The sequence below is a fragment of the Rothia sp. ZJ1223 genome (assembly GCF_016900985.1).
Taxonomy (GTDB): domain Bacteria; phylum Actinomycetota; class Actinomycetes; order Actinomycetales; family Micrococcaceae; genus Rothia.
The window spans coordinates 43,018-66,022 of the sequence record NZ_JAFEUT010000006.1; the positions used below are offsets into that span (position 1 = coordinate 43,018).

Genomic DNA, 23,005 nt, shown 5'->3' on the forward strand with positions numbered 1-23,005 from the left:
GTGGGTGGGGTGCTTACTTGCGGCGGGCAAAATCTTGGTACTTGAATTTATCGGCGCGGTGGCGCGACTGTGAGAACTGAAAGGCTGTGGTATCAGCTAGGTGGGTAATGGAGCTGGTGACCGCTATGTAAGCGCCGGGGGTCAGCCCTAAAAGCTCGCGGTCTTGGGCGTTGGCTGGCTCCACGGTGATTTGCTTGGGGGAGTAGGCGATAGTGAGCCCGAGTTCCCCCTCAAAGTAGGAGTAGAGGGAGGTCTGGGCGACTTCAATACTGATATCGGGTACTACTGAGGTGAGAATGAAATCGTGGTCGATAATTGAGGGTAGCCCGTCAATGACGCGAACGCGCCCCACATAGGTAGCTTCTCTGCCGGGGGAGTGGGTGGGATCTATTTCAATAAAAGGGCGGGCGGGCACCGGCGCTTTTTCGAGGGCAAACACGCGGTTTTCCGAGGTGAGGCCGTTGCTTCTGAGAAACTGGGTGTAACTAACGAGGTTAGAGACCGGCAGGGTGTAGCGGGTGGGGCTGATAACGATGGAGCCCTTGCCGACCATTTTTTGGATGCGTCCCTCATCGGTGAGCAGTGCGAGCGCCTTGCGTGTTGTTTCGCGGGAGACCTGGTAGTGGGCGGCGAGGTGTTTTTCGCTGGGCAGGAGGGTGCCTACCTGGAATTCGCCGGACTCTATGCGGTCGGTGAGGTTGCTCGCTACGTGCTGGTACTTGTTGGCCATGATAACCACCCTAGCACCTGTCTAGACAGCTTGTCTGGTTTTGGTCTGCTGTGTTGGGCATCGGGGCGTCCTGCGGTATAGCTGGCTCTACCAGTCAAGAGTAGATGGTGCTCCACTGTAATCTTGCGGTAAGAAGAGAAGAATTGAAGGCATGAACACGTCACCTACATTCTCAGAAGAACCAACCCGGCCTCTGGTACCGGAACACACCGCCCAGCTGCCCCCTGCCGATCCTCAGGGTGCGGACGCGGGTGAAGACCCCGTGCCGGGGGTCGCGTCCGTGGAAACCCGCCCCCACAAAACCCTGTGGCGACGCATGGCAAGCCCCTTCTACGTACTGGGGGTAGGACCCTGGCTAGCGATCATTACCTTGGTGCTACTTGCCGTTGTGAGCTCAACTCTCGTAAGTGTCTTGATGCCTTTTGTTGCTAGCAGTCTTATCTTTCTGGCATCCGGTGTTCTGCTACTGCTAGCACCCTTTACGCTCATCTTCGCAACCTTGCTAGCACCGCCGATTGCAGTCTGCTTTGGATACTTTGAACGATGGCGCTTACGCATGACAGGTCACGGCGAGGTGCCAAATGGTCACGTACCGGTGCCACTTTCACAATTTACCCACTGGTATAAGGTGCGCTTCACCGAAGTCGCGACATGGCGCGAGCTGGGATCGCTGATTCTGGGGCAGGTGATTAGCACACTAGCTGCTGTTGTCATGGCATTTGAAGCGCTATGCCTGTGGGCAGCAGGGCTGCTCTTCTGGGTACTGGCTATCAAGCGAGATACCATCAACCTCTGGTACCCGAATAATGCCTATTTTCAGGGCATGACTGACCGGGAAATCGCAGAATATAGAGAGTATGGTTTTCCGTTTGACCCCAATATTGACCCCGATAATCCTCAGTGGCAGCTGACTCCTGAGCACTGGTGGCTGCCGATTGCACTGATTCTTGCTGGTCTCTTTGTCTTTGCTTACCTCAATGGCATCATAGGTGGTGCAAGCGCGTCTCTGTCAAAGATGGTGCTCTCACCTCGCCCCGAGGAGTACGAGCGTAAGCTGGCGAAACTCACCGCATCACGCTCTACCATCGTGGATTCCTTTGAATCCGAACGTCGACGCATTGAACGCAACCTGCATGACGGGGTGCAACAGGAGCTGGTGAACATTAGCTTGCGTTTGGGACTCGCCGAGATGGAAGCCAAAAACCTAGTGGCGGCGGGCCACCCCGCGCACAACCTGCACACCCAAGTTGCACAGGCTAAAGGGGATCTCACCCACGCCCTTGAGACCCTGCGTAACACCGTGCGAGGCATCTACCCGGCAGTGCTTGAAGACCACGGTCTGCACGCCGCCCTGGAAGAACTCGCCCACCACACCATCATCCCCACCCACCTTGATTACCGCGTAAACGTTCCCCTACCTCGAGATGCTGAACGGGTAGCCTACTACACCGCCAACGAAGCCGTGGCTAACGCGCTCAAGCACAGCAGCGCGTCCGCCCTCACTATTACCGCCACCAATTCAGCTGCCCAGTTCATTCTGGATATCACCGATAACGGCGGGGGCGGTGCTGACCCCACCCGCGGTACAGGGCTAGCCGGTCTGCGTGAGCGCGCCGAAACCCTCGGCGGCACTGTAGAAGTAACCAGCGTGCCCAGAGCATCCAGCACAGTAACCCTCACCCTGCCCTTGCCAGGGTGCTAAACACCCCCTGCCCCTTCGTCTTCGCCTTGAACAGCGAGGGGCGGTGCTGACTAGAATGAAAACTATGCGTATTATCCTCGCCGAAGACTCCGCCCTGCTACGTGAAGGGCTCAAAATGGTGCTCACCCACCTGGGCCACACCATCGTGGCAGAAGCCGCTACCGCCCCCGACCTGCAGGACGCTTATGCACGGGTTGGAACGCACGAAGTCGATCTGGTGATCACCGACGTCCGCATGCCACCAACCAACACCTCAGATGGTCTGCAAGTAGCTCTCACCCTACGCGAAGAAAATCCCAATACCCCCATTCTCGTTCTCTCCCAATACATTGCCTCGGCATACGCCCGCGAACTTTTCGCCGCCGGCGCCAACGGGCTGGGGTACCTGCTTAAAGACCGCGTCAGCAACATCGAGGACTTCGCCCGCGCCATCACCACCATCGCAGACGGCGGCACCGTCGTAGACCCGGACGTCATCGCCCACCTCATGCGCCCGCAGACCCCCGATACCGACAAGCTCGCCGCTCTCACCAACCGCGAAAAAGAAATCCTCGCCCTCATGGCACAGGGAAAATCAAACACCGATATCGAAACTGAACTCTTCGTTTCAAGCGCTACTGTTGCCAAACACATCGGTAACATCTTCGATAAGCTCGGTCTCGCCCCAGATGCCGGCAACCGACGTGTGCGCGCAGTCCTGACCTTCTTGGACGCGTCCTAGCGGGGGAAAGCGGGGCGGGGCAGGTCACGTACAAGGCTGGCGGCAGGGGAGCGGCTGAACGAGCGCGAGTGAGCAGGGGTGACCACGAAAAATAAGAGGTGACCACGAAAAGTAATGCTGACCGTACCTTTCGTGGTCACCATGACTTTTGGTGGTCATCTCTTACGTCTGGTGGTCACACCCCAAAACTGAACTACTCCCCCAAGAGGTACTTTCGTCTTAGAACGGTACTGCGTGCTGGGTAGGCAGTAGGACGCAAAAGCACCCGAGCCGGATGCGTCATCCGCCCCCGACACCTTTTTATCGGGAAGAACGAGCCCTGCGGTATTTGCTGACATTAGACCAGCCCTTCTTTACGAAGGCCGGTTTCTTACTTTCAGCGGTGGGTCTGCGCATGAGCGTCACCCCATCAAAATCAACGGTTTCCCATTGGTGGCGGTGAACTTTGAAGTCAAAACCCTGTTCTGTGTTGGTTGAGAAAACCATGAGCGCGCGTCCTGATTGCACCGATGCAATGATGCGCTCCCAGAGGTGTTCGCGCACACGGGCGCTTACCTTACCAACGTAGACACCGCTACTAATTTCAAGTAGCCAGCGGGTAAGGTCACCGCGCAAAGCAGGTGGGCAGTTAGAGACAACAACCACGATCACGCGCCGGCTCCTCCGTAGTTCTGCCCGCTTTCTACAGTTTCACCGCGCTCGCCCCACAGCGAAACGACATCTGCGTATAGCTCGCCCTCATCGAGTTCGGCGGGCACCAGCAAACGTTGGATATCGTGAGCGCACTGCTGCATAATTTTGCTATTTTTGATTTTTTCGCGGACGGCGCGGCGGGTTCTTGGCCCAATGTCTTCAGTGCTTTCAGCGACAACATCGAATGCAGCAGGTATTGTAATTTCAGCTTTGTAGAGATCAGCGATGTCGTAGATAAAAGCCCGCGAATGACCAGTGTGTACAAAACCCAAACCGGGGGAGCACCCGAGGGCAACCACTATAGCGTGTACCGCACCGTAGAGGCAGGCATGGGCTGCTGAAAGCGCCTTGTTGATGGGGTCTGAGCTACCAAAATTATTGGGATCATATTTGCGGCTATTCCAGGCAACTCCGGTTCGCTCGGAATGCTCTCGATAGATTTTACGGACGCGCGCACCTTCTTTCCCGCGTAGCTGCTGCATGGTAAGGTCGGCGACGTCCTCGTTGGGAAATCTCATGCTGTACATGGTGCGGGCAACCTCAAGGCGTTTGCGGGTATTGCTGACTTTATCTGCTTGCGTTTGAAGCAGTCTTGCTGTTTTAGCGGTAGACGTTCCGTGTGCGTAGTAGCGTACGCCGTGTTCACCGACCCATACGGCAGTCACCCCGCAGTCAGCTAGTAGCATCATGGCGTGGTGGGTGATGCGCGTCCCTGGACCTAACAGTAGTGCGCCTAGGGAAGCAGCCGGTATGTGAACTGTGCCGTTGGTATCAGTTGCTGTGATTGCACTATCTTCGCGGTGAATAATGCTGTGCTCAACGTAGATGAATGAGATTCGCTCAGATGCTCTGGTGAGTTCTCGTGAGGTGGGTGGGGTAGCACCAATCATGTGTCTCGCCTTTGAAACTAGGTAGTAGTAAAAACTGGGGCATGCCCGCAGACATACCCCAGTGAAGGTTAGGATAAAACGTTTCGTAGCGTGAGCAACCCGCAGCCATAGGCCTTACCCTTGCCCATACCGGTCAGTAGAGATTTTTTGAAAAGGTCTACATCGGTGATGACTAGGACGCCGTCAAACTGTGCTTGACGCAGAGTCACGCTGTGCAGCGCACCATCTTCGTGCGGATTCCTACGGGAGAAACGCTGGTCGTTCCTGCCGATGACATTTGCTAGCGGCTGCGCTGTTTCAGGATCCTGAGCAATAGTAAAGCCCCACTGCTCAGCTTTATGAAGAAGCCATCCTAACTGCTGTTCAGCAGTAACATGTGGAACCACCTTGCCGCGCTTGCCATCAGCAACTGGTAGGGATTTCACAGGGTTGCCCGTAAAACGGAACCCCCAAGACTGCCCTTTTTCCAGCTTGTTCAAGAGTTTCCCCAGAGGAGCAGTCTCACCGGGGCGAGACTCCCAGCCCGAAGATTCCTGAAGATGCCTGAGATCAGGTTCCTCGGGACTCTGAATATAAAGGGTGTAACTAGCGCCCTGAATATCCAACCGCCACAGCACTCGGCTATCTTTTGAAACCGGGCTATCTGGCGGAAAACTTGCTAGCACTGCCGCGTGCATAGCCTGTGGGCTGGCAATAAGCTTCCGAGCTTCTCGCCGCTGAGGGTTCAGCAAAATACGCGAGAAATAAGTCATGCCTCAGTCACCTCCTTCATAAAATCATCCTGAGGCTCTACCCCGTTGGGGTTCTCGACTTCCACAGGTTCGGCACGATACACAGCACGCAAAGTGTACTGGCGGTACTCAGGATTGAAACTAACAGGCGTATCCCGCAAAGTATCAGCCGGTTCACCCTGGCGAGCATCCCGCAATATCTGTAGCGAAACGGGATTGTAAGCCTGCTCACGCACCCATGTAGGGGCGAACCATGGCTGCGCTCGCAGCACCGTTTCACCGTCACCGTCCTTGATACCTAGGACGAGGTTAGGGTTAGCGGGGCAGGAACGGCGTCCTAAATACAAAGGGTAAACAGGACGCCTCAGGGCGGCTTCAAGAGTTTCGAGCTGAGCGCGGTCGGGGGAGCTAAGTGCCACTACAAAGACGGCGTCTGATAGGTAGTAGCGGGTGGAAAGCTGGGAATTTTTTTCGTTTCCGAACCAGTTGCGGGCGGTGTGATAGTCGCGCATAAGAGAACCAGGGTGATCGACTCGAACCGCAAATTCTAGTTCGGCGAGATCAGCAACCGATTCTTCCCGGCTTCTGCCGAGTGCCGCAGCCACAAGCCCGATCACACCTGATTTAGTGGGTTCTTTATTGGTGCTACGAGTCTTGAACCGGCTATCAGCTCCCCACGCCTGTAGCGGCGCTTTGAAGAGAAGAAGCAGAGAGTGCATTAGTTTGTGTGCACCTCAGCTAGGTCTGCTTGCAGCTTGTCAAGAAGGGTCTTGAGGTTTACTTCTTCACCCAGTGCGGCGAGGGACTCTTTGAGCTCTCCAACAGCAAGAACATAGCTCTTGGCTGGTTCAAGACCGTAGGTCTCAGCGAGATCAGTAGCTTCTTGTGCCAGTGCTTGAGCGGCCATGACGCGACGGCCATGTTCTGCAGATTCTTTGACTGGGGTTTCAAAGGCATTGACGTAGGAAACAGGGCGGTCATCTCGCAAGGTTACTACCACTGCTTCGGGCAGGGTACGGTTGGCAAAGCTATTCTGCTTACCGGTGGGCATGGCAGAGATGAAGCTCTTGATGAATTGTAGAGCCGCAGCATGAGCAGCTTCCTTGTCATCGAGGTTTTTGACTAAGCCGTCCAGGTTGATGTTTGCGTAGCGGTAGAGAGTGGATGACATCATTTCTACGGTGCCAATCATGCCTGCACCTGATTCTTCTGCCTCGCGCACAACATCATCTACAGCGGTGTAGTAGTCGAATTCTGGTTCTGATTCGTGAACTCCAATAGCATGGGCTACCTGACAGGAAGCGTCTACGTTGAAGTCGGGTGCATCGGCTAGCATGCGACCAAAGAGGGAAATATCGACGCTGTGCTGGGTATCGAGAATCTCTGCTACTTCTTTTTTGGTGAGCTTGGCGCCATCTGCGTCAATAATTGCCTGCGCTAGGCGGTTGATTTGTTGGGTGCTGAGAAGAAGGAGATAGCCTGTCTCTAACGTTGTTTTTTCATCTTCAAGACCTTTATTTTTAACTTTAGGAGTTATCTTGATACCAGCAGTTTTAAAAGCTGCGGTCACTCCTGCCTGCGCTTTTTCAACGTCGTACTCTTCAGAAATATCTTGGATTTTCTTGACAACTTTTTCGGCGACTCGCTTGGTACGCAAACCCAGCTGTGAGCTGTCGAGATTACCTGCGAAATCCTGACGGATAGCCGACTTCCATGCCTGGGAAGAAACCCGCTGACGGGGGACGCCACCAAACACAGCTGTCTTAGGCGCGCCGGTGTCATCACGGTTAATGTTTGAGGGCGGAAGAGTCTGTAGTGCGTGAATATCAATAAAAAAGCTCATGTTTTTCTCCTTCAAGAGTTATGAATGGGTGGGGGTTTGCGATGAAGTCTTGTCGAAACCGTAGACGAAGTTACGGCTCCATCGGGTGATGACGCTGCTACGGTGTTTTGGGCTCTGTAGCTTGGCTAGGTCTTCGCTAAAAGTGCCATAGTCGAAAGGAATCTCTTCTTGCTTGAGCAACTGCACAAGTGAGCGTGCATGATAACTCACCGCTGTATAGGCGCGTGCCTGCAAGAGAGAATCGAAGCGTTTTTTGATGGACGCGGTACGTTTGGCAACGAGTTCACCTACAGCGGAGCCGAATGAGCGCCCTGCAGCGTGCATGATGCGCTGTTCTGATTGCTGATGCACCGCGAAGAGCGTCAGCGCGGTGAAAGCCGCTAGCTCTCGCTGGGTGGGTAAATCTCCCTGCCGGTATTTCGCATCCTCAGGGAAGGCATGCTCGTCCTCGGCGGAAATAACGTACTGCCAGGCAAGAGGGAACCGCGCTGGGTCTTGACCGACCGCTTTACGCAGTTCACTCAGCTGCTTCTTAGAGAGAGAACTACCGGATGAATAAGAACCATAGAGCGCATTGACTTTACGAGTAACGAAGCGAGAAAGACTCTGCTCACTTGTGCTGGTTGGGGTATTAGCCATTTGTATTCTCCTTTCTGATATCGGGGTAGGCAAGCGGGAAGGTCTCACGCAAGCTCTTGAGATAGGATCTATGGGCGGTTGCTGCCGTTACCAAATGCTGTATGCCGTTCTCATCCTCAAGTCGACCAAGAACAGCTTTGGGTGGTGCAGCTGCCAGCATTCGTTGTGCCTCTTGGGTAAAGAACTTTTGTGCCTGCTGGTGCCATAACGCTTTAACTTCTTCGGGGCGCATATGGTGGGTTACCGTTGAAAGCCAGTTTCTAAACTCTGTTTCTAAGAGGTAGAGGGCGTTTTCTGTGGGTTGCGGCTGAAATTCGTATTCTTTACCCGCTGCCACAAGAATATGACCTGCAAACCTACCAAGCTGTACAGCGGCGTTCACAGTCTTGCTGGAGTTCTCTATGATTGCAGCTCGAATCTTGGGGTGGTTTTCGGTGAGAAGCGCCAATTCGAGGGGTAGGTGCTCATCAATAACCGCCTCGATTACTGAGTTTTGGGGTCCGTAAACCACACCTACTAACTGTACCGTCAGGTGGATATCTTGAGGGAAGTACCGCCCTAGGTTGGTAACAGTGCGAGGACGAATGTTTTCTTTAACGCCTGCTGAACCCGAAGAGAGCGTAAGTAGAGCATCGATGCCTTTCCAGAGAGTGCGTTCTGCATTATGCTGCTGGGGCATCCACACATCCTCAGTTTTTGAGGACTGATTTTTGCTGTAGCGATAACCGGTCCAGGGGTCAAAGAGGTTCTTTGCTTCAACGAACTTGTCTGAGACTTTATCACCATTAGAGACGAGCACGCCGGTGACGGCTTTACCTTCTGGAAAAAGGCGGATTCTGCGTGATTGCCAGGTGAGAATATCAGAGCTGCCAGTGGGCAAAACCGTTTCTCTGCTATCTTCTCTCTGGGCAGCAGTATCGGGGGTACGCTCCCAGACGGGCTGATCTGCAAGAGCTGTCAGCGTTGAGTAACCATCGGCATCATCGCTGACTTCAAACAACTCATCATAAGGCGTATTAAGTAGCAGAGTTTCAATGATATTTTTACCGTGCAAGATGACTTTACCGGTGCTTCCATACCAGCCAGTGCCGATAGGGTAGCCTTTACCCCCTTTGATGCGGGGGTCCCCCACTGCACCTGATTTGATGCCCGAGTAGTCGTAGGCGTGGGTAGCTATCAGATAACGGGCAGCCTCAGCAAAGCTCAGGGTTTTTTTGCCTTTATCTGCTCGGATTGAAAAATGGTCTGACTCTGAGTCAAAAATAATGCGTGAGACCTCAGAACGAGTATTTTTTGAGGTGTGCAGGTTGGCTACTTGCATGAAGGGGTGCTCAGGGTGGAAGAGGTCAAACCTGTTCTTAACGTCAGCACTCTCTAAATAGTCGAGTATCGGTTCTAGATTCGCAGTATTAGGCTGAAAATTTTTCTGGATCCATGTCTTGATGGCAGCGTCTTTTTCGGGAGGGGTGAAGGAGTCATCCTCTTCCCACTGCTTGTCAAAGTCATGCAGGATGGCACGGTTGAAGACCGCCACGAGTATAGCTAGAACCGAGGTATCTATGAGCGGATCCTCGTGTGCAAGCCGCTTGATGTCGTAGCCATGTTCGAAAAGCTCCTTGATGGAAACTTCTGCGCTCGTCCCATCACAACGCTGAACAAGAATCCACGGATCAAGTATCAGGTTGAACCCCGGCTGTATGGGGTCTTTGATCATGGGTGTCCTCTTTTCAAAAAATACTCACTTGCTGGCCGAATGAGGTAGAAAGGTTGCTAAATTGTCAGTCGGTTCTGTCACTATGTCTTGTGATAAGAACATGCCTAAGGCATAATCTATACTAAAAATCAATAGGTAGAAAGATATTCTTCCAAGTTGTTGAAAATGTGTAAAGTAGGAAGTCTGTGAGGAATTTGCTCTCGTCTTCGCGAGAAATAGAGAGAGCCTCATTGACGAACGATATTCGTCCAATGGCTCATCGCCGCATTGGTGGCGCAAAATAAAAAGGACTACCGCCGTCTAAGACGGCAACAGCCCCAATGAATACGGATTTTAACCCGTTTGCTGAACACTACTCTACACAAAGTAAAGGGAATAGGGAAGGAAGAAGAAGTTGTCGTCTTTCACAGAGGAACAGATGCTTCGGCTGGTGGGGGAGTCGCGGTTTTCTACATATATGAGCCAAGCTCATCAATCATACGATGAAGCTTTAGACCTATATCTGTGGAATCTAAAGGCTGCATCAGCGATCCAATCTTCTACTGCAGTCGTGGAGGTTTTTCTGCGAAATACAATCGATGCAGCGTTCAAGAAGTGGAACTGCCAGCAACTTTTTGCAGAGGTTCCTCATAGAAACTATCCGTATACCCAAGAGTGGATTCTTGACCCTAGCCCTGCCTGTCAAAACTGGCTGTATCAGGGTGACCAGCCAGAATCTAGCAGGCTGCTCAGGAACGCTCACGCTGCAATGAAAGATATGCAGGGGAAAGACGTCAAATAGATCCCATCTCATGTTGATTATCTAGCCGCATTGACTTTCGGTGTGTGGGTAAGATTCATTCCCAGCTCGAAGGCGAGTAACCCCCAGAAATTTCCCCTTAACTTTTGGGATGAAACCCTAAGCGAGAGCTTTGGTAGGCAAGATCGTAATACTGTTTTCTACTGGCTTCAGCATCTGCGGTATGCACGTAATAGGGCGTCCCATCTTGAGCCTTTGCTAGATATAAAACAACTCAAATATTTTCATCGATCTGCTGTTAGAACTATCAACTCCATCGACCCAGCAGCCGCCTCGTGGTTTGCTGGTCGGGCATTTATTCCGCAAGTCATTGCACAGAAACCTTTGTGAGGAATGGTGAAAGATGAGTAACCCAGTCAAAAATTTATCTGCTCAGGTGCAGAGTTTTTGGGCGAAAACAGGTGATAAAGAAACACCTGTACCTGGTATGAGCCTGCCGCAGCACATGTTAGATAGCGCTATGGTTGCTCAGCGTCTCTGGGAATGCTGGCTATCTGAAGGCAGTAAGCTAAACGTTGCAGAAAAACTTGGGCTTACACCAGAAGATGCTTGTGCCTTTGTTGCGTGGGTAGTAGGTACCCACGATATCGGCAAAGCTACCCCTGAGTTTTCTGGTCAACTTGATAGCAGACAAAACCAAGAACTCTTTGTGTACCGCCAGAAGATTGAGGACGCCGGCTATGAGTTTCCGGTTAGCCTGACGAATGTGCAGGGCAGGTGCGCGCACTCCCAGTACAGCCAAAGCATCATCACATCCTGGCTCACGCGCGTTCTAGGAGATGAAGCTGAGCCTGTAGAAACAGCGGCTCAAACAGTCGCTCACATCAGCGGGGCTCACCATGGGCTACCCGCTGACCGTCCTACAAACATTTGTCCTGACCGCCGTGATGAACAATTACTTGAATATGTTGATGACTATGAAAAATACGCGAACTGGGGCGAAGCCTGGAAAGAATTGCTGGGCTTCATCACTGAGCAGACGGGCGCGAAGCACGCACTCAGGCAACTGATTAATGGTGGGGGCGGAATCCCTGCTGAACTTCAGTTCTTTCTCACAGGCCTTACCATTATGTCTGACTGGATTGCCTCAAACGCGGACTACTTCCCCTATGAAACGAACATTGAGGATCAAAACCTTAGAATCGAAACTGCTTTCAGCCGCCTCGCGCTAAACTCCCCCTGGCAGCCGTCATCCTTGAAAAATCTTGAGCCTGAAGAAATATATAGTCAACGTTTTGGCTGGGAGGGTGATATTAATCTGCGCCCCATGCAGCGAGTAGCTATTGAGGCTGCGAGGTCTTTACCTCATGGAGGTCTCATCTGTATTGAGGCGCCCATGGGGCAGGGAAAGACTGAGGCGGGCCTGGTCGCGGCTGAAATCCTTGCACACCGTGCAGGGAAAAACGGTCTTATGTTTGCTGCACCCAGCCAAGCAACCGCTGACGCCCTTTTCACCCGTGTGGATCAATGGGCTCAGAGAGCTGCTGCCACCAGTGAGTGCGTCTCAATGTATTTGGCTCATTCAAAGAATCAGCTCAATGAAGAGTTTAAGCAAAAGCGTTTTGCCCGCATCAACACCTCTGAGCCGGGAACCGATAGCCATCAGTTTGCGAACGTCGTAGCCCACCAGTGGTTCTCTAAAAAACGCGGGGTGCTCTCTAACTTTGTGGTGGGTACGGTCGATCAGGTGCTGATGATGGCACTTGCCTCACGGCATGTAATGCTGAGGCATCTGGGTCTATCAGAGAAGGTCATCATCATCGATGAGGTGCATGCTTACGATGCCTATATGAATGTGTATCTTATAAATGCGTTGAAATGGTTGGGTAAGATGCGGGCTCCCGTAGTTTTGATGTCAGCTACCTTGCCATCTGCCACGAGAAAGAAGCTTCTCGACGCATACGCTCTGGGCCTTCACAATGATAGCAGTAGGAAAAGGAGACCTAGCCAGGGGCAGCCTCCTGCGCCGCAAAAGGTAGAGGTGGATCTTTCTTACCCCGTCATTCATACCGTTTCAGCAGACTCAGCTGGTGTACCTCAGAAATGGGTGATCGAACAGCCTCCACAACAGCAGGAATTTTCTGTGCGCGTGATGGATGATTCTTTTGCTGAACTAGACAGTGTTCTTGCCCCGTTAGAGACGGACGGTGGTTGCGCGGCGATTATCTGCAATACGGTGGGGCGCGCGCAAGAAGTTTACGAGCACCTGCAGGGAACTTTCACAGAACAAGAAGTGATGCTCGTACATTCCCGTTTTTTGGCTTTGGACCGGGTAGCAATGGAACAAAACCTCGTTTCAAAGCTGGGCAAGAAAGCCCGACACGGGGCGGGGCGTCCGCACCGTCTTATTGTGGTAGGTACTCAAGTTATTGAGCAATCCCTCGATATTGATTTTGATGTGATGATCACTGACCATGCACCGGTGGATCTTATTTTGCAACGCATGGGGCGTCTGCATAGGCATGAGAGGGCGGGGCAGCGTCCTGAAGTTTTTGAGCGTCCGATCTGTTATGTGCGAGGTGTAGAACAGCTTGGCTCCGAGAGCAAACCGCCTACTTTCGTAAAGGCCGCAGAACTCATCTATGCAAAGGCGTTTTTGCTTTCAAGTTACGCCCAGCTCATGCCGTATTTTGAGGGAAAACAACTGCGAATACCGGCTGATATAAGCGCACTAGTGCAGCAGGCTTATATGGATTCCCCGACTCTTCCGACATCATGGGCTAATGAATGGGATGAGGCACAGCAAAAGCTGAAGGAACAACAAAATATTGGTGTGAAAAAGGCCGGTGTTTTTTCTATGCAACCAGGTAAAGATTTCATGTTTGATTACTTCGGCAAGGGCGGACGTGCCCTAGGCACTGACTCAGATGAGGCGAAGGCACAAGCGAAAGTACGAGATACCGACGAAACATTAGAGGTTATCGTGGTGCAGGCTGATACAACGGGGGAGCAATACAGACCACTCAGCTCAGACTATAAAGGCATCTATTTTGATGTTGAAAGCCCAGAAAAACCCGACTGGAAACTCGCAAATATCTTGGCTGGATCGACCATTCGTTTACCACATCAGTTTGCAGATAACGGTAAACCGGCAGCTGAGAATCCTTTCGACAAAGCGCTGGGGGAACTGGAACGGAACTATATTCCCGGCTGGCAGCAACACTATCTGCTGAAAGACCAACTTACGTTAATGCTTGACGCCAATTACGAATGTTTGCTTGCAGGAAAGAAAATTCGATACTCCCAAGAGCTTGGATTGCAAGTCAGCAACAACGAGTGAGGGTAAACTCTAAAACGTGGCTATTGAGGCAAACTAAATAAATTAGGCTAGGTGAATAGGTGTTACGCCTAGTCACCTAGTGTGTTCCCCGCGTAGACGGGGATGAGCCCTTGAAATTGTTACGAGAGACCGCAGCCGTCCAGTGTTCCCCGCGTAGACGGGGATGAGCCCTATGACCCTGAACTGAGGGGTTTACTTCGTTTGTGTTCCCCGCGTAGACGGGGATGAGCCCACGGGCATACCAGTGCGTGAGTGGTTGCAGGGGTGTTCCCCGCGTAGACGGGGATGAGCCCCATTAACACCGTAGGTGATTTCAATCGAACGGGTGTTCCCCGCGTAGACGGGGATGAGCCCGACCCTCTGGAAACTGGGAAGCCCAAGCCAGAGTGTTCCCCGCGTAGACGGGGATGAGCCCTTGGAGTTGTTACGAGAGACCGCAGCCGTCCAGTGTTCCCCGCGTAGACGGGGATGAGCCCCAAGGAGAGAGCCAAACACGGCGTTACCGAGCGTGTTCCCCGCGTAGACGGGGATGAGCCCCAAGCATTCTCCGCCGTCCGCCCCATGAAAATGTGTTCCCCGCGTAGACGGGGATGAGCCCATCACAAGCGCCGCACGTTTCTTAGACGTATCGTGTTCCCCGCGTAGACGGGGATGAGCCCCCACTTCGGCAACACCGGCACATACTGGACTGGTGTTCCCCGCGTAGACGGGGATGAGCCCTTGCTTTGAACTCGCCTACGGGTAAGGCGAATGTGTTCCCCGCGTAGACGGGGATGAGCCCGGTGACTAACAGTGCTGGGGCTCAGGTTGTAGGTGTTCCCCGCGTAGACGGGGATGAGCCCAAGTGGAGTTGGTTTTGCTCGGAACTCTTAGCGTGTTCCCCGCGTAGACGGGGATGAGCCCTGAATATCCCGCTGTGGAGAGATACGGGGCAGGTGTTCCCCGCGTAGACGGGGATGAGCCCCATCGCATACGAAAGCAAGAGCGATGCTCAGAGTGTTCCCCGCGTAGACGGGGATGAGCCCAACCGCCAAAACCCCCAAGTTACCGCGCTCGCGTGTTCCCCGCGTAGACGGGGATGAGCCCTGAAGAACTGGGACGCTACTGGCAGCAGGTGCGTGTTCCCCGCGTAGACGGGGATGAGCCCCTAGTAGAAACACTGGTAATGGAACACCCACTGTGTTCCCCGCGTAGACGGGAATAAGTCTGAGGGGGCTTCCGCCAAATCTGTAGTCAAATGCGTCCTGGCTCGCATTGCCTGAGGATGAAAACCCTCGACTTGGGCGGTATGCCGTCCCTCGTCCGCGTCTCGTGTGACCGCGAAATATCAGGTGTGACCGTGAAGAGTAATGCTGACCGTACATTTCGTGGTCAGCATTACTTTTGGTGGTCACCTCTTACCTAACCCCACTCGTCCTCACGCGCTGTATCGCGCTGCACCCCTGCACGTCCTCCGCCCCCTCCCCCCCCCGTGCTTACCACTGCCCGCTTTCTCGTTCATACTCTGAAATCAAAGTCTTGTGTGCTTGTTAGGAGGTTTTGGGGGCGTAAACTTTACATCTAACACCGCAGTAGATTTTGAAGGGAAACCATAATGCCAGAATTGCGTTCTCGCGCCTCTACCCACGGCAGGAATATGGCTGGCGCTCGTGCCCTGTGGCGCGCCACCGGTATGGGCGATGATGATTTTGGTAAGCCCATTATTGCTATTGCGAACTCCTTTACGCAGTTCGTGCCCGGTCACGTTCACCTGAAGAACATGGGTTCATTGGTCGCCTCTGCTATTGAAGAAGCTGGCGGCGTTGCCAAGGAATTCAATACTATCGCCGTTGACGACGGTATCGCTATGGGGCACGACGGTATGCTCTACTCTCTGCCCTCCCGTGATCTGATCGCTGATTCAGTGGAGTACATGGTAAATGCCCATCGGGCGGACGCGCTGGTTTGCATCTCTAACTGCGACAAGATTACCCCCGGCATGCTCATGGCTGCGATGCGCCTGAATATCCCCGTTATTTTTGTGTCGGGTGGTCCCATGGAGTCCGGTGAGGGTATCGAAGGCGTTGTCGAGCACCGCCTTGATTTGGTGGATGCGATGGTTATGGCTGTTGACGAATCAGTCAGCGACAGCGATCTGGCGCAGATTGAGAAGAACGCTTGTCCTACTTGCGGCTCCTGCGCGGGTATGTTCACGGCGAACTCTATGAACTGCCTCAACGAAGCTATCGGTCTTGCTCTTCCTGGCAATGGCACTACTTTGGCAACCCAGGTTGCTCGCAAGGAACTCTTCATCAGTGCTGGCAAGAAGATTGTTGAGCTGTGCAAGCGCTACTATGAAAACAATGACGAGTCGGTGCTACCTCGCAACATCGCCACTAAGGCGGCTTTTGAGAACGCGATGGCGCTGGATGTTGCTATGGGTGGCTCCACTAATACTGTGCTGCATATTCTGGCAATCGCCCACGAGGGCGAAGTTGATTTTACTCTCGATGACATTGACGCGATTTCCCGTAAGGTTCCCTGCTTGGCAAAAGTAGCGCCCAACTCTACCCGGTACCATATTGAGCACGTCCACCGTGCCGGTGGCATTCCCGCAATCTTGGGCGAGTTGCACCGCGGCGGTCTGCTGAACGCTGATGTTCACTCGGTACACGCTGATTCTCTTGACTCCTGGTTGAGTGACTGGGATATTCGTTCCGGAGCTGCCACCGACACCGCTAAGGAGCTTTTCTTGGCTGCCCCCGGTGGCGTCCGCACTACCCAGGCGTTCTCTACCGCCAATAAGTACGAGTCCCACGAGACGGACGCGCAGAACGGCTGCATCCGCGCTGTTGAGCATGCATACACTAAGGACGGCGGTCTGGCTGTTCTTAAGGGCAATATCGCTGAGGACGGTGCCATCATCAAGAGCGCTGGTATTGATGAGGAACTCTTCCATTTCATCGGTAAGGCGTTCGTGGTGGAGTCCCAGGATGAGGCTGTCTACGAAATCCTGTCGAAGAACGTGAAAGAGGGCGACATCGTCGTTATTCAGTATGAGGGCCCCAAAGGCGGGCCGGGTATGCAGGAGATGCTGTACCCGACCTCTTATCTCAAGGGTTTGGGGCTGGGCAAGAAGTGCGCCCTGATTACTGACGGACGTTTCTCGGGCGGTACTTCGGGTATCTCTATCGGTCACATTTCTCCCGAGGCGGCAGCCGGTGGCGCTATCGGTCTCGTTGAGCACGGCGATGAAATCGAAATTGATGTACACAATCGTATTTTGCGTGTCAATGTTTCTGATGGGGTTCTTGCCGAACGACGCGCGAAGAAGGGCGCAGCCCCCTGGAAGCCCACTAAGCCCCGCGAGCGTCAGGTTTCTAAGGCCCTGCGCGCCTACGCGGCGATGGTGACTAGTGCCGATAAGGGTGGTGTGCGCGTCGTCCCCGAGTAGAAACTAACCCTAGCTATCAGCTCCTCACCGCTTAACTCATAGAGTTCGAGGTGGGGAGCTTTTGTTTTAAGTTCCCCGCTTAATCCGCTGTTGACCTTGAATACCTCTCCCCGTAAGGGATATAAAAGATATAAAGGATATAAAAAATCTGGCTGTAGAAAGGGGTAAGCATTGGTTCCGGTTCTCACCGCACGTGTTCCCGCCGTGCAGAGCCTAGTTCGTGCTGACGAGCTCTCGCACTTTACTGACCGCCTTGAGGGTAATCCTCGCTCGCCCCTTTTCATCGCCGCGCTCACGGGGTTTGGTAAAACCACCCTGTTGCAACAGTTTGAATCGATGGCGCGCACTCATCAGTGGCGCGTGATTTCAGAATCAGCTGGTCGCGACTCACACAAGCGTCTGCGCGGCACCTACCTACCTGCCCTGTGGGAGTCCCTAGAAACCTCCCCGGCAGATGCAGACCTCGAAACCTTCACCGCGCTACCCCTGCCCCAACAGCTAGAGTCGATTACGCGCGTCCTGGCTTCTCAGAACTCGGGTCTGCTCATTACTGTTGATGATCTTCGCAAATCATCGGCACGCGAACTTACCGAACTTTTAGACACCGCTGAACACCTCGCGGCACAAGAACAGCCCCTACTGCTGGTTATGGCAGGACGCCCGGCTGAGGTATGCCAGATCATGTCAGCGCATGCTTTTGCTGGTAGCGGGCACCGCATTGACTTATCACCCTATAACCGCAACCAGGTTCAAGATGAGCTCGCGGCGCTCTTCGCCCAGTCCAACCGCACGGTTCACCAGGACATTCTTGAACGCGCGTCCGGCGCTACCAAGGGTCATCCTTTCATGGTGTACACCTTGGGGCAGAACCTCCTTCAATCCTGCGCCGAGCTCACCGAGGGTGAGCTTGAAAACGGTATCGCTTCAGCCCAGCAGAGCTTAGAAGCGGCAATTTTTGAACCCATGCTTGAAGATTTCTCAGCAGGAGACCGCGCCTTTTTGCATGCCATGGCAACCGATGATGCGCCGTCAAAAATGAGCGACATCGCCAGCAGGCTCGGCAAAACCCCCCAATACGCAGGGGTTTATCGCAACCGCCTAGTCGAAGCGCACATCATTAGACCAGCATCCTACGGCAAGGTCACTTTCGCTGTGCCGCACCTGCGCGAATATCTGAGAAACCGCAGCGAACCGCGCAACCAAGATTTCGAATTTTAGAACAATAAAACATCACATCTAAGGGAGGTGAAGATTATGGGTATTACACCGGCAAGTATCAAAAAATGCGAGCTGACGTGGGAAGCACCTGACTACACGTCGTCGTACCCTGCCGGGTATACGCAGCAAGGCGTCGCAGTGATTGCAATAATGATGCATACTCACCAGGCAAAGGGGGTGTGCTATACGGGGCTTTCAACGATGCTGTACACATCGCACGAAAGCGGCGAACGGTCACTGATTCAGAGCGAACCGATTACAGAGACACATTCACATTCCATGTTAGAGTCATGTGAGGATTCGCATGTTGCAATGGTGGGGCGCGCTATTTTGAAGGCATGGGATTTTATTCCCGCCGAATACAAGAAGAACCTCGTGACGGTGGTGGCTGATAAGCACTATTTGAAGTTGCTGTTTAGGCAGTTTCCGCACCTGAAAGAGATTTTTGAGTACAGGTCTTTAGAGAAGATTCTGAACCACTATGAGTCTCATTCGTTGGGTGAAATTCACGTGAAGGTCATGGGCACCCCGGTGGGGGAGTACGTGTCGCATTTCTTGGAGGAATCCTCCCGCTTGGCACACGAGCGCATGGAGACCGACCTCGCAGAGCGCCCCTTTGAAGTACTGCAAGAGTACAAGGTATTCACGGATTGTTCGTTCAGATCAACCAATAATAAGCGCTACCTCAAGGGCGGACGCATGGGTATTGGTGGCGTGAGCGAGGACGGTTTCTATTTCCACGCTCACTACGATGCCACCAATATTATGACCGGTGAACTCACTGCTATGTTGGCTGCTTTTAACATTTTTTACCACGGTGGCAGGCAGCTGGTGATTCATACTGATTCGTTGGGGGCGCTCACTTTTGTACTGCGTCTTGCCCACAACCGGTACTATTTTCAGCACTGGATTTCAGAGGGCGTGCAAAATCAGCAGGTCATTGATGAGATGACTGCCCTGACCACCGCTATTCGCGAGCGCAGAGTTTTGGTGAAGCACGTTCCGGGGCATACAGGTCACGGTCTGCAGGAATCGAGTGATTCGGTGTCGAAGATGCACCGGCACTTTCCCGGTCAGGTGGTTGCTAAGTGCGATTTGGCGGAGTTCCACCGCCGTTGCGAATCTATCATTACCGCGCTTTCTGGTTGCACTAAGGCTGTGCGCCTGAGTTGCCCGGAGTGGATGCAGATTCGCCCCTCAGCGATTCACGCCCACAATAGGCTCTGGCGCTAACCCAGCACGCACTGAAACGGGGCGCAGATACAAGAAGGACGCCGCCGCTACAGTTTCAACTGTAGCGGTGGCGTCCTGTATCTTGCGAAAGGGCGAGCTTTAGAGCAGCGGCTTGTTCTGCTTCTTGCGTTTGTGGGCACGGCGAATCAGCAAGCCCAAAATAATAAGAGCTACAGCCACCAGCAGGTACTTCACAACGCTGGAGTATTCATTGATGACGGCTTCAACCTGGGTCCAGTTTTCGCCCAAAATATAGCCGAGGTAAATGAGGATAGCGTTCCACAGGGCCGAACCAGCCAGTGAATACAGACCAAAAGAAACCAGGTTCATGCGGTCGATACCGGCGGGAATAGAAATAAGTGATCGCACACCGGGAATCAGCCTGCCAAAGAAGATAGAGACTCTGCCGTACTTATCGAACCAGTGCAGTGCCTGGTTGACATCTTCAGGGTCAACCAGCCACATCCAGTCAGCGATTTTGCGCAGACGGTTGGCACCAATTGCCGCACCCACGCCGTACAGAATATAGGCACCTAAGACTGAGCCGATGGTCGCCCAAATAAAAGCTGCGTAGACGTTAATGGATCCGACAGACGCTGTGAAGCCAGCAAGGGGTAGTACAACCTCGGAGGGAATCGGTGGGAAGACGTTTTCCAGCAGAATTGCGATACCTACGCCGGGCGCGCCGAGCGTCTCCATTATAGAGATAACCCAGTCAACAACGGAATTAAACATTGGTGCCTTTCACAGATTTTTCAGACTCCCCTTATTCTCAGGCACTAACTGCCCCAGCGCTAGCGATAGCGCTGAGTGTCACCTGTGAACCTGACCTCTTGCATGCCGGCATCCGGGAAATGGGGCCGGATCACGTCCCCCAAGGTGACCACGAAAAATCAGGGGTGACCATGAAAAGTGATGCTGACCGTATATTTCATGGTCACTATTACTTTTCGTGGTCACCTCCGGGGTAGGGGCGTCAGGCGGGGGGGGGGAGGAGGAGTCCAAGAAGAGCGATGGCGCGGACGCTTGGTACAACCTTCTAGCCCGCTTTCAGCTTGACTGTCCGTCATATTTCGCAACCTGGTTCACACTTGTTTACCTGAGTGGCGGTAGACCAGTATGAATACTGAAAAGTCCTACCCTCACCAAGGAGTAAACCCGTGGCTGAACATACCTTCGGTTTCCGCACCCGTGCCCTGCACGCGGGTGGCACCCCCGACGCTGAGCATGGCGCTCGCGCGGTTCCCATTTACCAGACGTCGTCTTTTGTTTTTAAGGACGCGGACGACGCGGCTAACCTCTTCTCCTTGCAGAAGTACGGCAATATTTATTCGCGCCTGTCGAACCCTACAGTTGCTGCCCTTGAAGAGCGCATCGCCTCGCTAGAGGGCGGTATCGGTGCGGTGGCTACCGCCTCTGGTATGGCGGCTGAGTTTATTACTTTTGCGGCGCTCTGCCAGGCGGGCGATCACATTGTGGCGTCCTCTCAGCTTTACGGCGGCACCGTGACCCAGCTGGATGTTTCTTTGCGTCGCTTCGGTATTGAGACCACTTTTGTGCCCGGTACTGATCCGGCTGACTACAAGGCTGCTATCACCGAGAGCACGAAGGCGGTCTACACCGAGGTTGTCGCTAACCCCTCGGGTGAGATTGCTGATGTGAGTGGCCTTGCGGATGTCGCCCACGAGGCGGGTATTCCGCTGGTGGTTGATGCGACTCTTTCCACCCCCTACCTGATTCGTCCTTTTGAACATGGTGCTGACATTGTGATTCACTCGGTGACCAAGTTCTTAGGCGGTCACGGCACCACCCTGGGTGGCGTTGTTGTTGAGTCGGGCAAGTTCAATTGGGGCAACGGTAAGTTCCCGACCATGACCGAACCCGTGCCCTCCTATAACAATGTTTCTTGGTGGGGCAACTTCGGTGAGTACGGCTTCTTGACCAAGCTACGCGCCGAACAGTTGCGTGACTTTGGCCCTTCAATGAGCCCCCAGTCAGCTTTCAACCTCTTGCAGGGCGTTGAGACCCTGCCACAGCGCATGGACGCTCACCTTACCAACGCTAAGGCTGTGGTGGAGTGGCTGAATACTGACTCCCGTGTTGCCTACGTTAACTACGCGGGTTTGCCGGAGCATCCCCACCACGAGCGTGCGTCCGCTCAGCTACCCCTGGGCGTTGGTTCGGTCTTCTCTTTCGGTGTTGCCGCTACCGAAAAGGCGAGCGGACGCGACGTGGGTGCTGAGTTCATCGGTGCCCTGCAGCTGGCTTCGCACCTGGCAAATATTGGGGACGCACGCACTCTGGTGCTGCACCCTGCGTCCACCACCCACCAGCAGCTCACCGCGCAGCAGTTGGCTGAGGGTGGCGTGAAAGAAGATTTGATTCGTATTTCGGTAGGTCTTGAAGATGTCGAAGATATTATCTGGGATCTCGACCAGGCGCTGACCTACGCTACTGGCACCAACCGTTCTGGTGAGAGGGTGGGGGAGTCCGCTGCCGATAAGCGTGCCGCCGCAACAGAAGAACGTGCTGTGCAGCTTGCCGCTGAAAAGGTTGCTTTTGAGGCGGATGTCGCTGCGTACGAAGCTGCCAAGAAAGAGGGTAAGTAATGTCTGAGGCGACCAATACCACCGCTGAGCGCACCTGGGAGGGGCTCAGTGCCCCGGAGCGCCTGAAGATTTTGGGTGATACCCGCTCGATTGCGATTGTGGGTATGTCAGATAAGATCTCCCGCGCTTCGTATTTTGTAGCGACTTACCTGCTTTCATCATCGCCTTACAGGGTCTTTTTTGTGAACCCGATTTTGGCGGCGAAAGGTAAGGAAGTTTTGGGGCAGAAGGTATATGCTTCTTTAGCTGATGTGCCGGAAGCCCCCGATATGGTTGAGATTTTTCGCCGTAATGAAGATCTGCCCGGTGTGGTGCAGGAGGCAATTGATGCCGGCGCCCAGACCGTGTGGATGCAGCTGGGTTCTTGGAACGAAGAAGCTGCCCGTCTGGGGGAAGGCGCTGGTCTGAACGTGGTCATGGATCGTTGTGTGAAAATTGAGCACGCACGTTTTCACGGCGGCCTGCACTTGGCAGGTTTTAACACCGGTGTCATCTCGTCCAAGCGTCAGGTAACGGCGTAGACACGCGCTGTGCGTGTTAATTAAAAAGTTATCAACGGGGGTGGGCATTCGCTGGGCGGACGCGCACCCCCGTCCTGGTCTCAGACCCCGGATTTCCGTGGTTTTTGAGGGGTATGAGGCTAGCTCTGAGTTGCATAAAGCGCGATGCGCTCCGCGTGCCCTCGGCTACAATTATTAATTTTTTATAACGATTTGATATACATCGTTACCAAACTGTTATAAAGTGTTCATCGTGCCTCTTATCAAGGT

At 53.5% G+C, this 23,005-nt stretch carries 17 protein-coding genes and 1 CRISPR repeat array; of the genes, 8 read left to right on the forward strand and 9 right to left on the reverse strand.

The annotated features are described in order from the left end of the window. Positions 1-13: 13 nt before the first annotated feature. A complete protein-coding gene (gene treR, locus JTP09_RS08925) occupies positions 14-730 on the reverse strand; it encodes a trehalose operon repressor (protein WP_204878116.1) in 717 nt (238 codons plus the stop codon). 151 nt (positions 731-881) lie between these two features. On the opposite strand from treR, the gene JTP09_RS08930 reads away from it, so the two are divergent. Continuing rightward, positions 882-2,432 carry a sensor histidine kinase gene (locus JTP09_RS08930; RefSeq protein WP_204878117.1) on the forward strand — a complete coding sequence of 517 codons (1,551 nt, stop codon included), beginning with the start codon at positions 882-884 and terminating at the stop codon, positions 2,430-2,432. A 64-nt stretch (positions 2,433-2,496) separates the two neighbouring features. Further along, positions 2,497-3,153 carry a response regulator transcription factor gene (locus tag JTP09_RS08935; RefSeq protein WP_204878118.1) on the forward strand — a complete coding sequence of 219 codons (657 nt, stop codon included), beginning with the start codon at positions 2,497-2,499 and terminating at the stop codon, positions 3,151-3,153. 300 nt (positions 3,154-3,453) lie between these two features. Here the strand turns inward: JTP09_RS08935 and cas2e are convergent, their stop codons facing one another. The 7 genes from cas2e to casA form a co-directional block, all read right to left on the reverse strand. Continuing rightward, a complete protein-coding gene (cas2e, locus tag JTP09_RS08940) occupies positions 3,454-3,804 on the reverse strand; it encodes a type I-E CRISPR-associated endoribonuclease Cas2e (RefSeq protein WP_204878119.1) in 351 nt (116 codons plus the stop codon). Beyond that, complete coding sequence (cas1e, locus tag JTP09_RS08945; protein WP_204878120.1) at positions 3,801-4,736, reverse strand: type I-E CRISPR-associated endonuclease Cas1e; 936 nt, start codon at positions 4,734-4,736, stop codon at positions 3,801-3,803. The genes cas2e and cas1e overlap by 4 nt, the downstream gene beginning before the upstream one ends. 68 nt (positions 4,737-4,804) lie before the next feature. Further along, positions 4,805-5,488, reverse strand: coding sequence for a type I-E CRISPR-associated protein Cas6/Cse3/CasE (gene cas6e / locus JTP09_RS08950; RefSeq protein WP_204878121.1), 684 nt, complete (start codon positions 5,486-5,488; stop codon positions 4,805-4,807). Continuing rightward, entirely contained in the window at positions 5,485-6,186 is a 702-nt protein-coding gene (gene cas5e, locus JTP09_RS08955) for a type I-E CRISPR-associated protein Cas5/CasD (RefSeq protein WP_204878122.1), read from the reverse strand. Before cas5e ends, cas6e begins: the two co-directional genes overlap by 4 nt. Next, positions 6,186-7,310, reverse strand: a complete 1,125-nt coding sequence (gene cas7e / locus JTP09_RS08960) for a type I-E CRISPR-associated protein Cas7/Cse4/CasC (protein ID WP_204878123.1) — start codon at positions 7,308-7,310, stop codon at positions 6,186-6,188. Before cas7e ends, cas5e begins: the two co-directional genes overlap by 1 nt. Positions 7,311-7,328: 18 nt before the next feature. Next, entirely contained in the window at positions 7,329-7,949 is a 621-nt protein-coding gene (gene casB / locus JTP09_RS08965; RefSeq protein ID WP_204878124.1) for a type I-E CRISPR-associated protein Cse2/CasB, read from the reverse strand. Continuing rightward, positions 7,942-9,663 (reverse strand): type I-E CRISPR-associated protein Cse1/CasA, encoded by a 1,722-nt coding sequence (gene casA, locus JTP09_RS08970; protein ID WP_204878125.1) that lies wholly within the window; start codon positions 9,661-9,663, stop codon positions 7,942-7,944. The genes casB and casA overlap by 8 nt, the downstream gene beginning before the upstream one ends. Before the next feature lie 1,142 nt (positions 9,664-10,805). Between casA and cas3 the strand changes: the two genes are divergently transcribed. The 4 genes from cas3 to JTP09_RS08990 all read left to right on the forward strand — a co-directional run bounded on the left by cas3 (position 10,806) and on the right by JTP09_RS08990 (position 19,626). Beyond that, entirely contained in the window at positions 10,806-13,742 is a 2,937-nt protein-coding gene (gene cas3 / locus JTP09_RS08975) for a CRISPR-associated helicase Cas3' (protein WP_255521076.1), read from the forward strand. A gap of 81 nt (positions 13,743-13,823) precedes the next feature. Next, a CRISPR array of direct repeats spans positions 13,824-14,950; the repeat unit is 29 nt; unit sequence GTGTTCCCCGCGTAGACGGGGATGAGCCC. Between the two features lie 386 nt (positions 14,951-15,336). Then, on the forward strand, positions 15,337-17,175 hold the full coding sequence (ilvD, locus tag JTP09_RS08980) for a dihydroxy-acid dehydratase (RefSeq protein WP_204878127.1): 1,839 nt from the start codon (positions 15,337-15,339) through the stop codon (positions 17,173-17,175). Between the two features lie 171 nt (positions 17,176-17,346). Next, on the forward strand, positions 17,347-18,393 hold the full coding sequence (locus tag JTP09_RS08985) for a hypothetical protein (protein WP_204878128.1): 1,047 nt from the start codon (positions 17,347-17,349) through the stop codon (positions 18,391-18,393). A gap of 36 nt (positions 18,394-18,429) precedes the next feature. Then, entirely contained in the window at positions 18,430-19,626 is a 1,197-nt protein-coding gene (locus JTP09_RS08990; RefSeq protein WP_204878129.1) for an RNase H family protein, read from the forward strand. Positions 19,627-19,725: 99 nt separating this feature from the next. Here JTP09_RS08990 and JTP09_RS08995 read toward each other — a convergent pair whose 3' ends face one another. After that, entirely contained in the window at positions 19,726-20,361 is a 636-nt protein-coding gene (locus tag JTP09_RS08995) for a DedA family protein (RefSeq protein WP_204878130.1), read from the reverse strand. Between the two features lie 425 nt (positions 20,362-20,786). Here JTP09_RS08995 and JTP09_RS09000 point away from each other — a divergent pair, with 425 nt between their 5' ends. Beyond that, positions 20,787-22,235 carry an O-acetylhomoserine aminocarboxypropyltransferase/cysteine synthase family protein gene (locus JTP09_RS09000; RefSeq protein WP_204878131.1) on the forward strand — a complete coding sequence of 483 codons (1,449 nt, stop codon included), beginning with the start codon at positions 20,787-20,789 and terminating at the stop codon, positions 22,233-22,235. Continuing rightward, positions 22,235-22,756, forward strand: coding sequence for a CoA-binding protein (locus JTP09_RS09005; RefSeq protein WP_204878132.1), 522 nt, complete (start codon positions 22,235-22,237; stop codon positions 22,754-22,756). Before JTP09_RS09000 ends, JTP09_RS09005 begins: the two co-directional genes overlap by 1 nt. The last annotated feature ends 249 nt before the right edge of the window (positions 22,757-23,005 follow it).

Bases quoted from the DNA above. Each gene is read 5' to 3' on its own strand.
- cas5e (WP_204878122.1), bottom strand. From the start codon at position 6,186: ATGCACTCTCTGCTTCTTCTCTTCAAAGCGCCGCTACAGGCGTGGGGA.
- cas7e (WP_204878123.1), bottom strand. From the start codon at position 7,310: ATGAGCTTTTTTATTGATATTCACGCACTACAGACTCTTCCGCCCTCA.
- cas3 (WP_255521076.1), top strand. From the start codon at position 10,806: ATGAGTAACCCAGTCAAAAATTTATCTGCTCAGGTGCAGAGTTTTTGG.
- JTP09_RS08995 (WP_204878130.1), bottom strand. From the start codon at position 20,361: ATGTTTAATTCCGTTGTTGACTGGGTTATCTCTATAATGGAGACGCTC.
- ilvD (WP_204878127.1), top strand. From the start codon at position 15,337: ATGCCAGAATTGCGTTCTCGCGCCTCTACCCACGGCAGGAATATGGCT.
- cas1e (WP_204878120.1), bottom strand. From the start codon at position 4,736: ATGATTGGTGCTACCCCACCCACCTCACGAGAACTCACCAGAGCATCT.
- JTP09_RS09005 (WP_204878132.1), top strand. From the start codon at position 22,235: ATGTCTGAGGCGACCAATACCACCGCTGAGCGCACCTGGGAGGGGCTC.
- casA (WP_204878125.1), bottom strand. From the start codon at position 9,663: ATGATCAAAGACCCCATACAGCCGGGGTTCAACCTGATACTTGATCCG.
- cas6e (WP_204878121.1), bottom strand. From the start codon at position 5,488: ATGACTTATTTCTCGCGTATTTTGCTGAACCCTCAGCGGCGAGAAGCT.
- casB (WP_204878124.1), bottom strand. From the start codon at position 7,949: ATGGCTAATACCCCAACCAGCACAAGTGAGCAGAGTCTTTCTCGCTTC.
- JTP09_RS08990 (WP_204878129.1), top strand. From the start codon at position 18,430: ATGGGTATTACACCGGCAAGTATCAAAAAATGCGAGCTGACGTGGGAA.
- JTP09_RS08935 (WP_204878118.1), top strand. From the start codon at position 2,497: ATGCGTATTATCCTCGCCGAAGACTCCGCCCTGCTACGTGAAGGGCTC.
- JTP09_RS08930 (WP_204878117.1), top strand. From the start codon at position 882: ATGAACACGTCACCTACATTCTCAGAAGAACCAACCCGGCCTCTGGTA.
- treR (WP_204878116.1), bottom strand. From the start codon at position 730: ATGGCCAACAAGTACCAGCACGTAGCGAGCAACCTCACCGACCGCATA.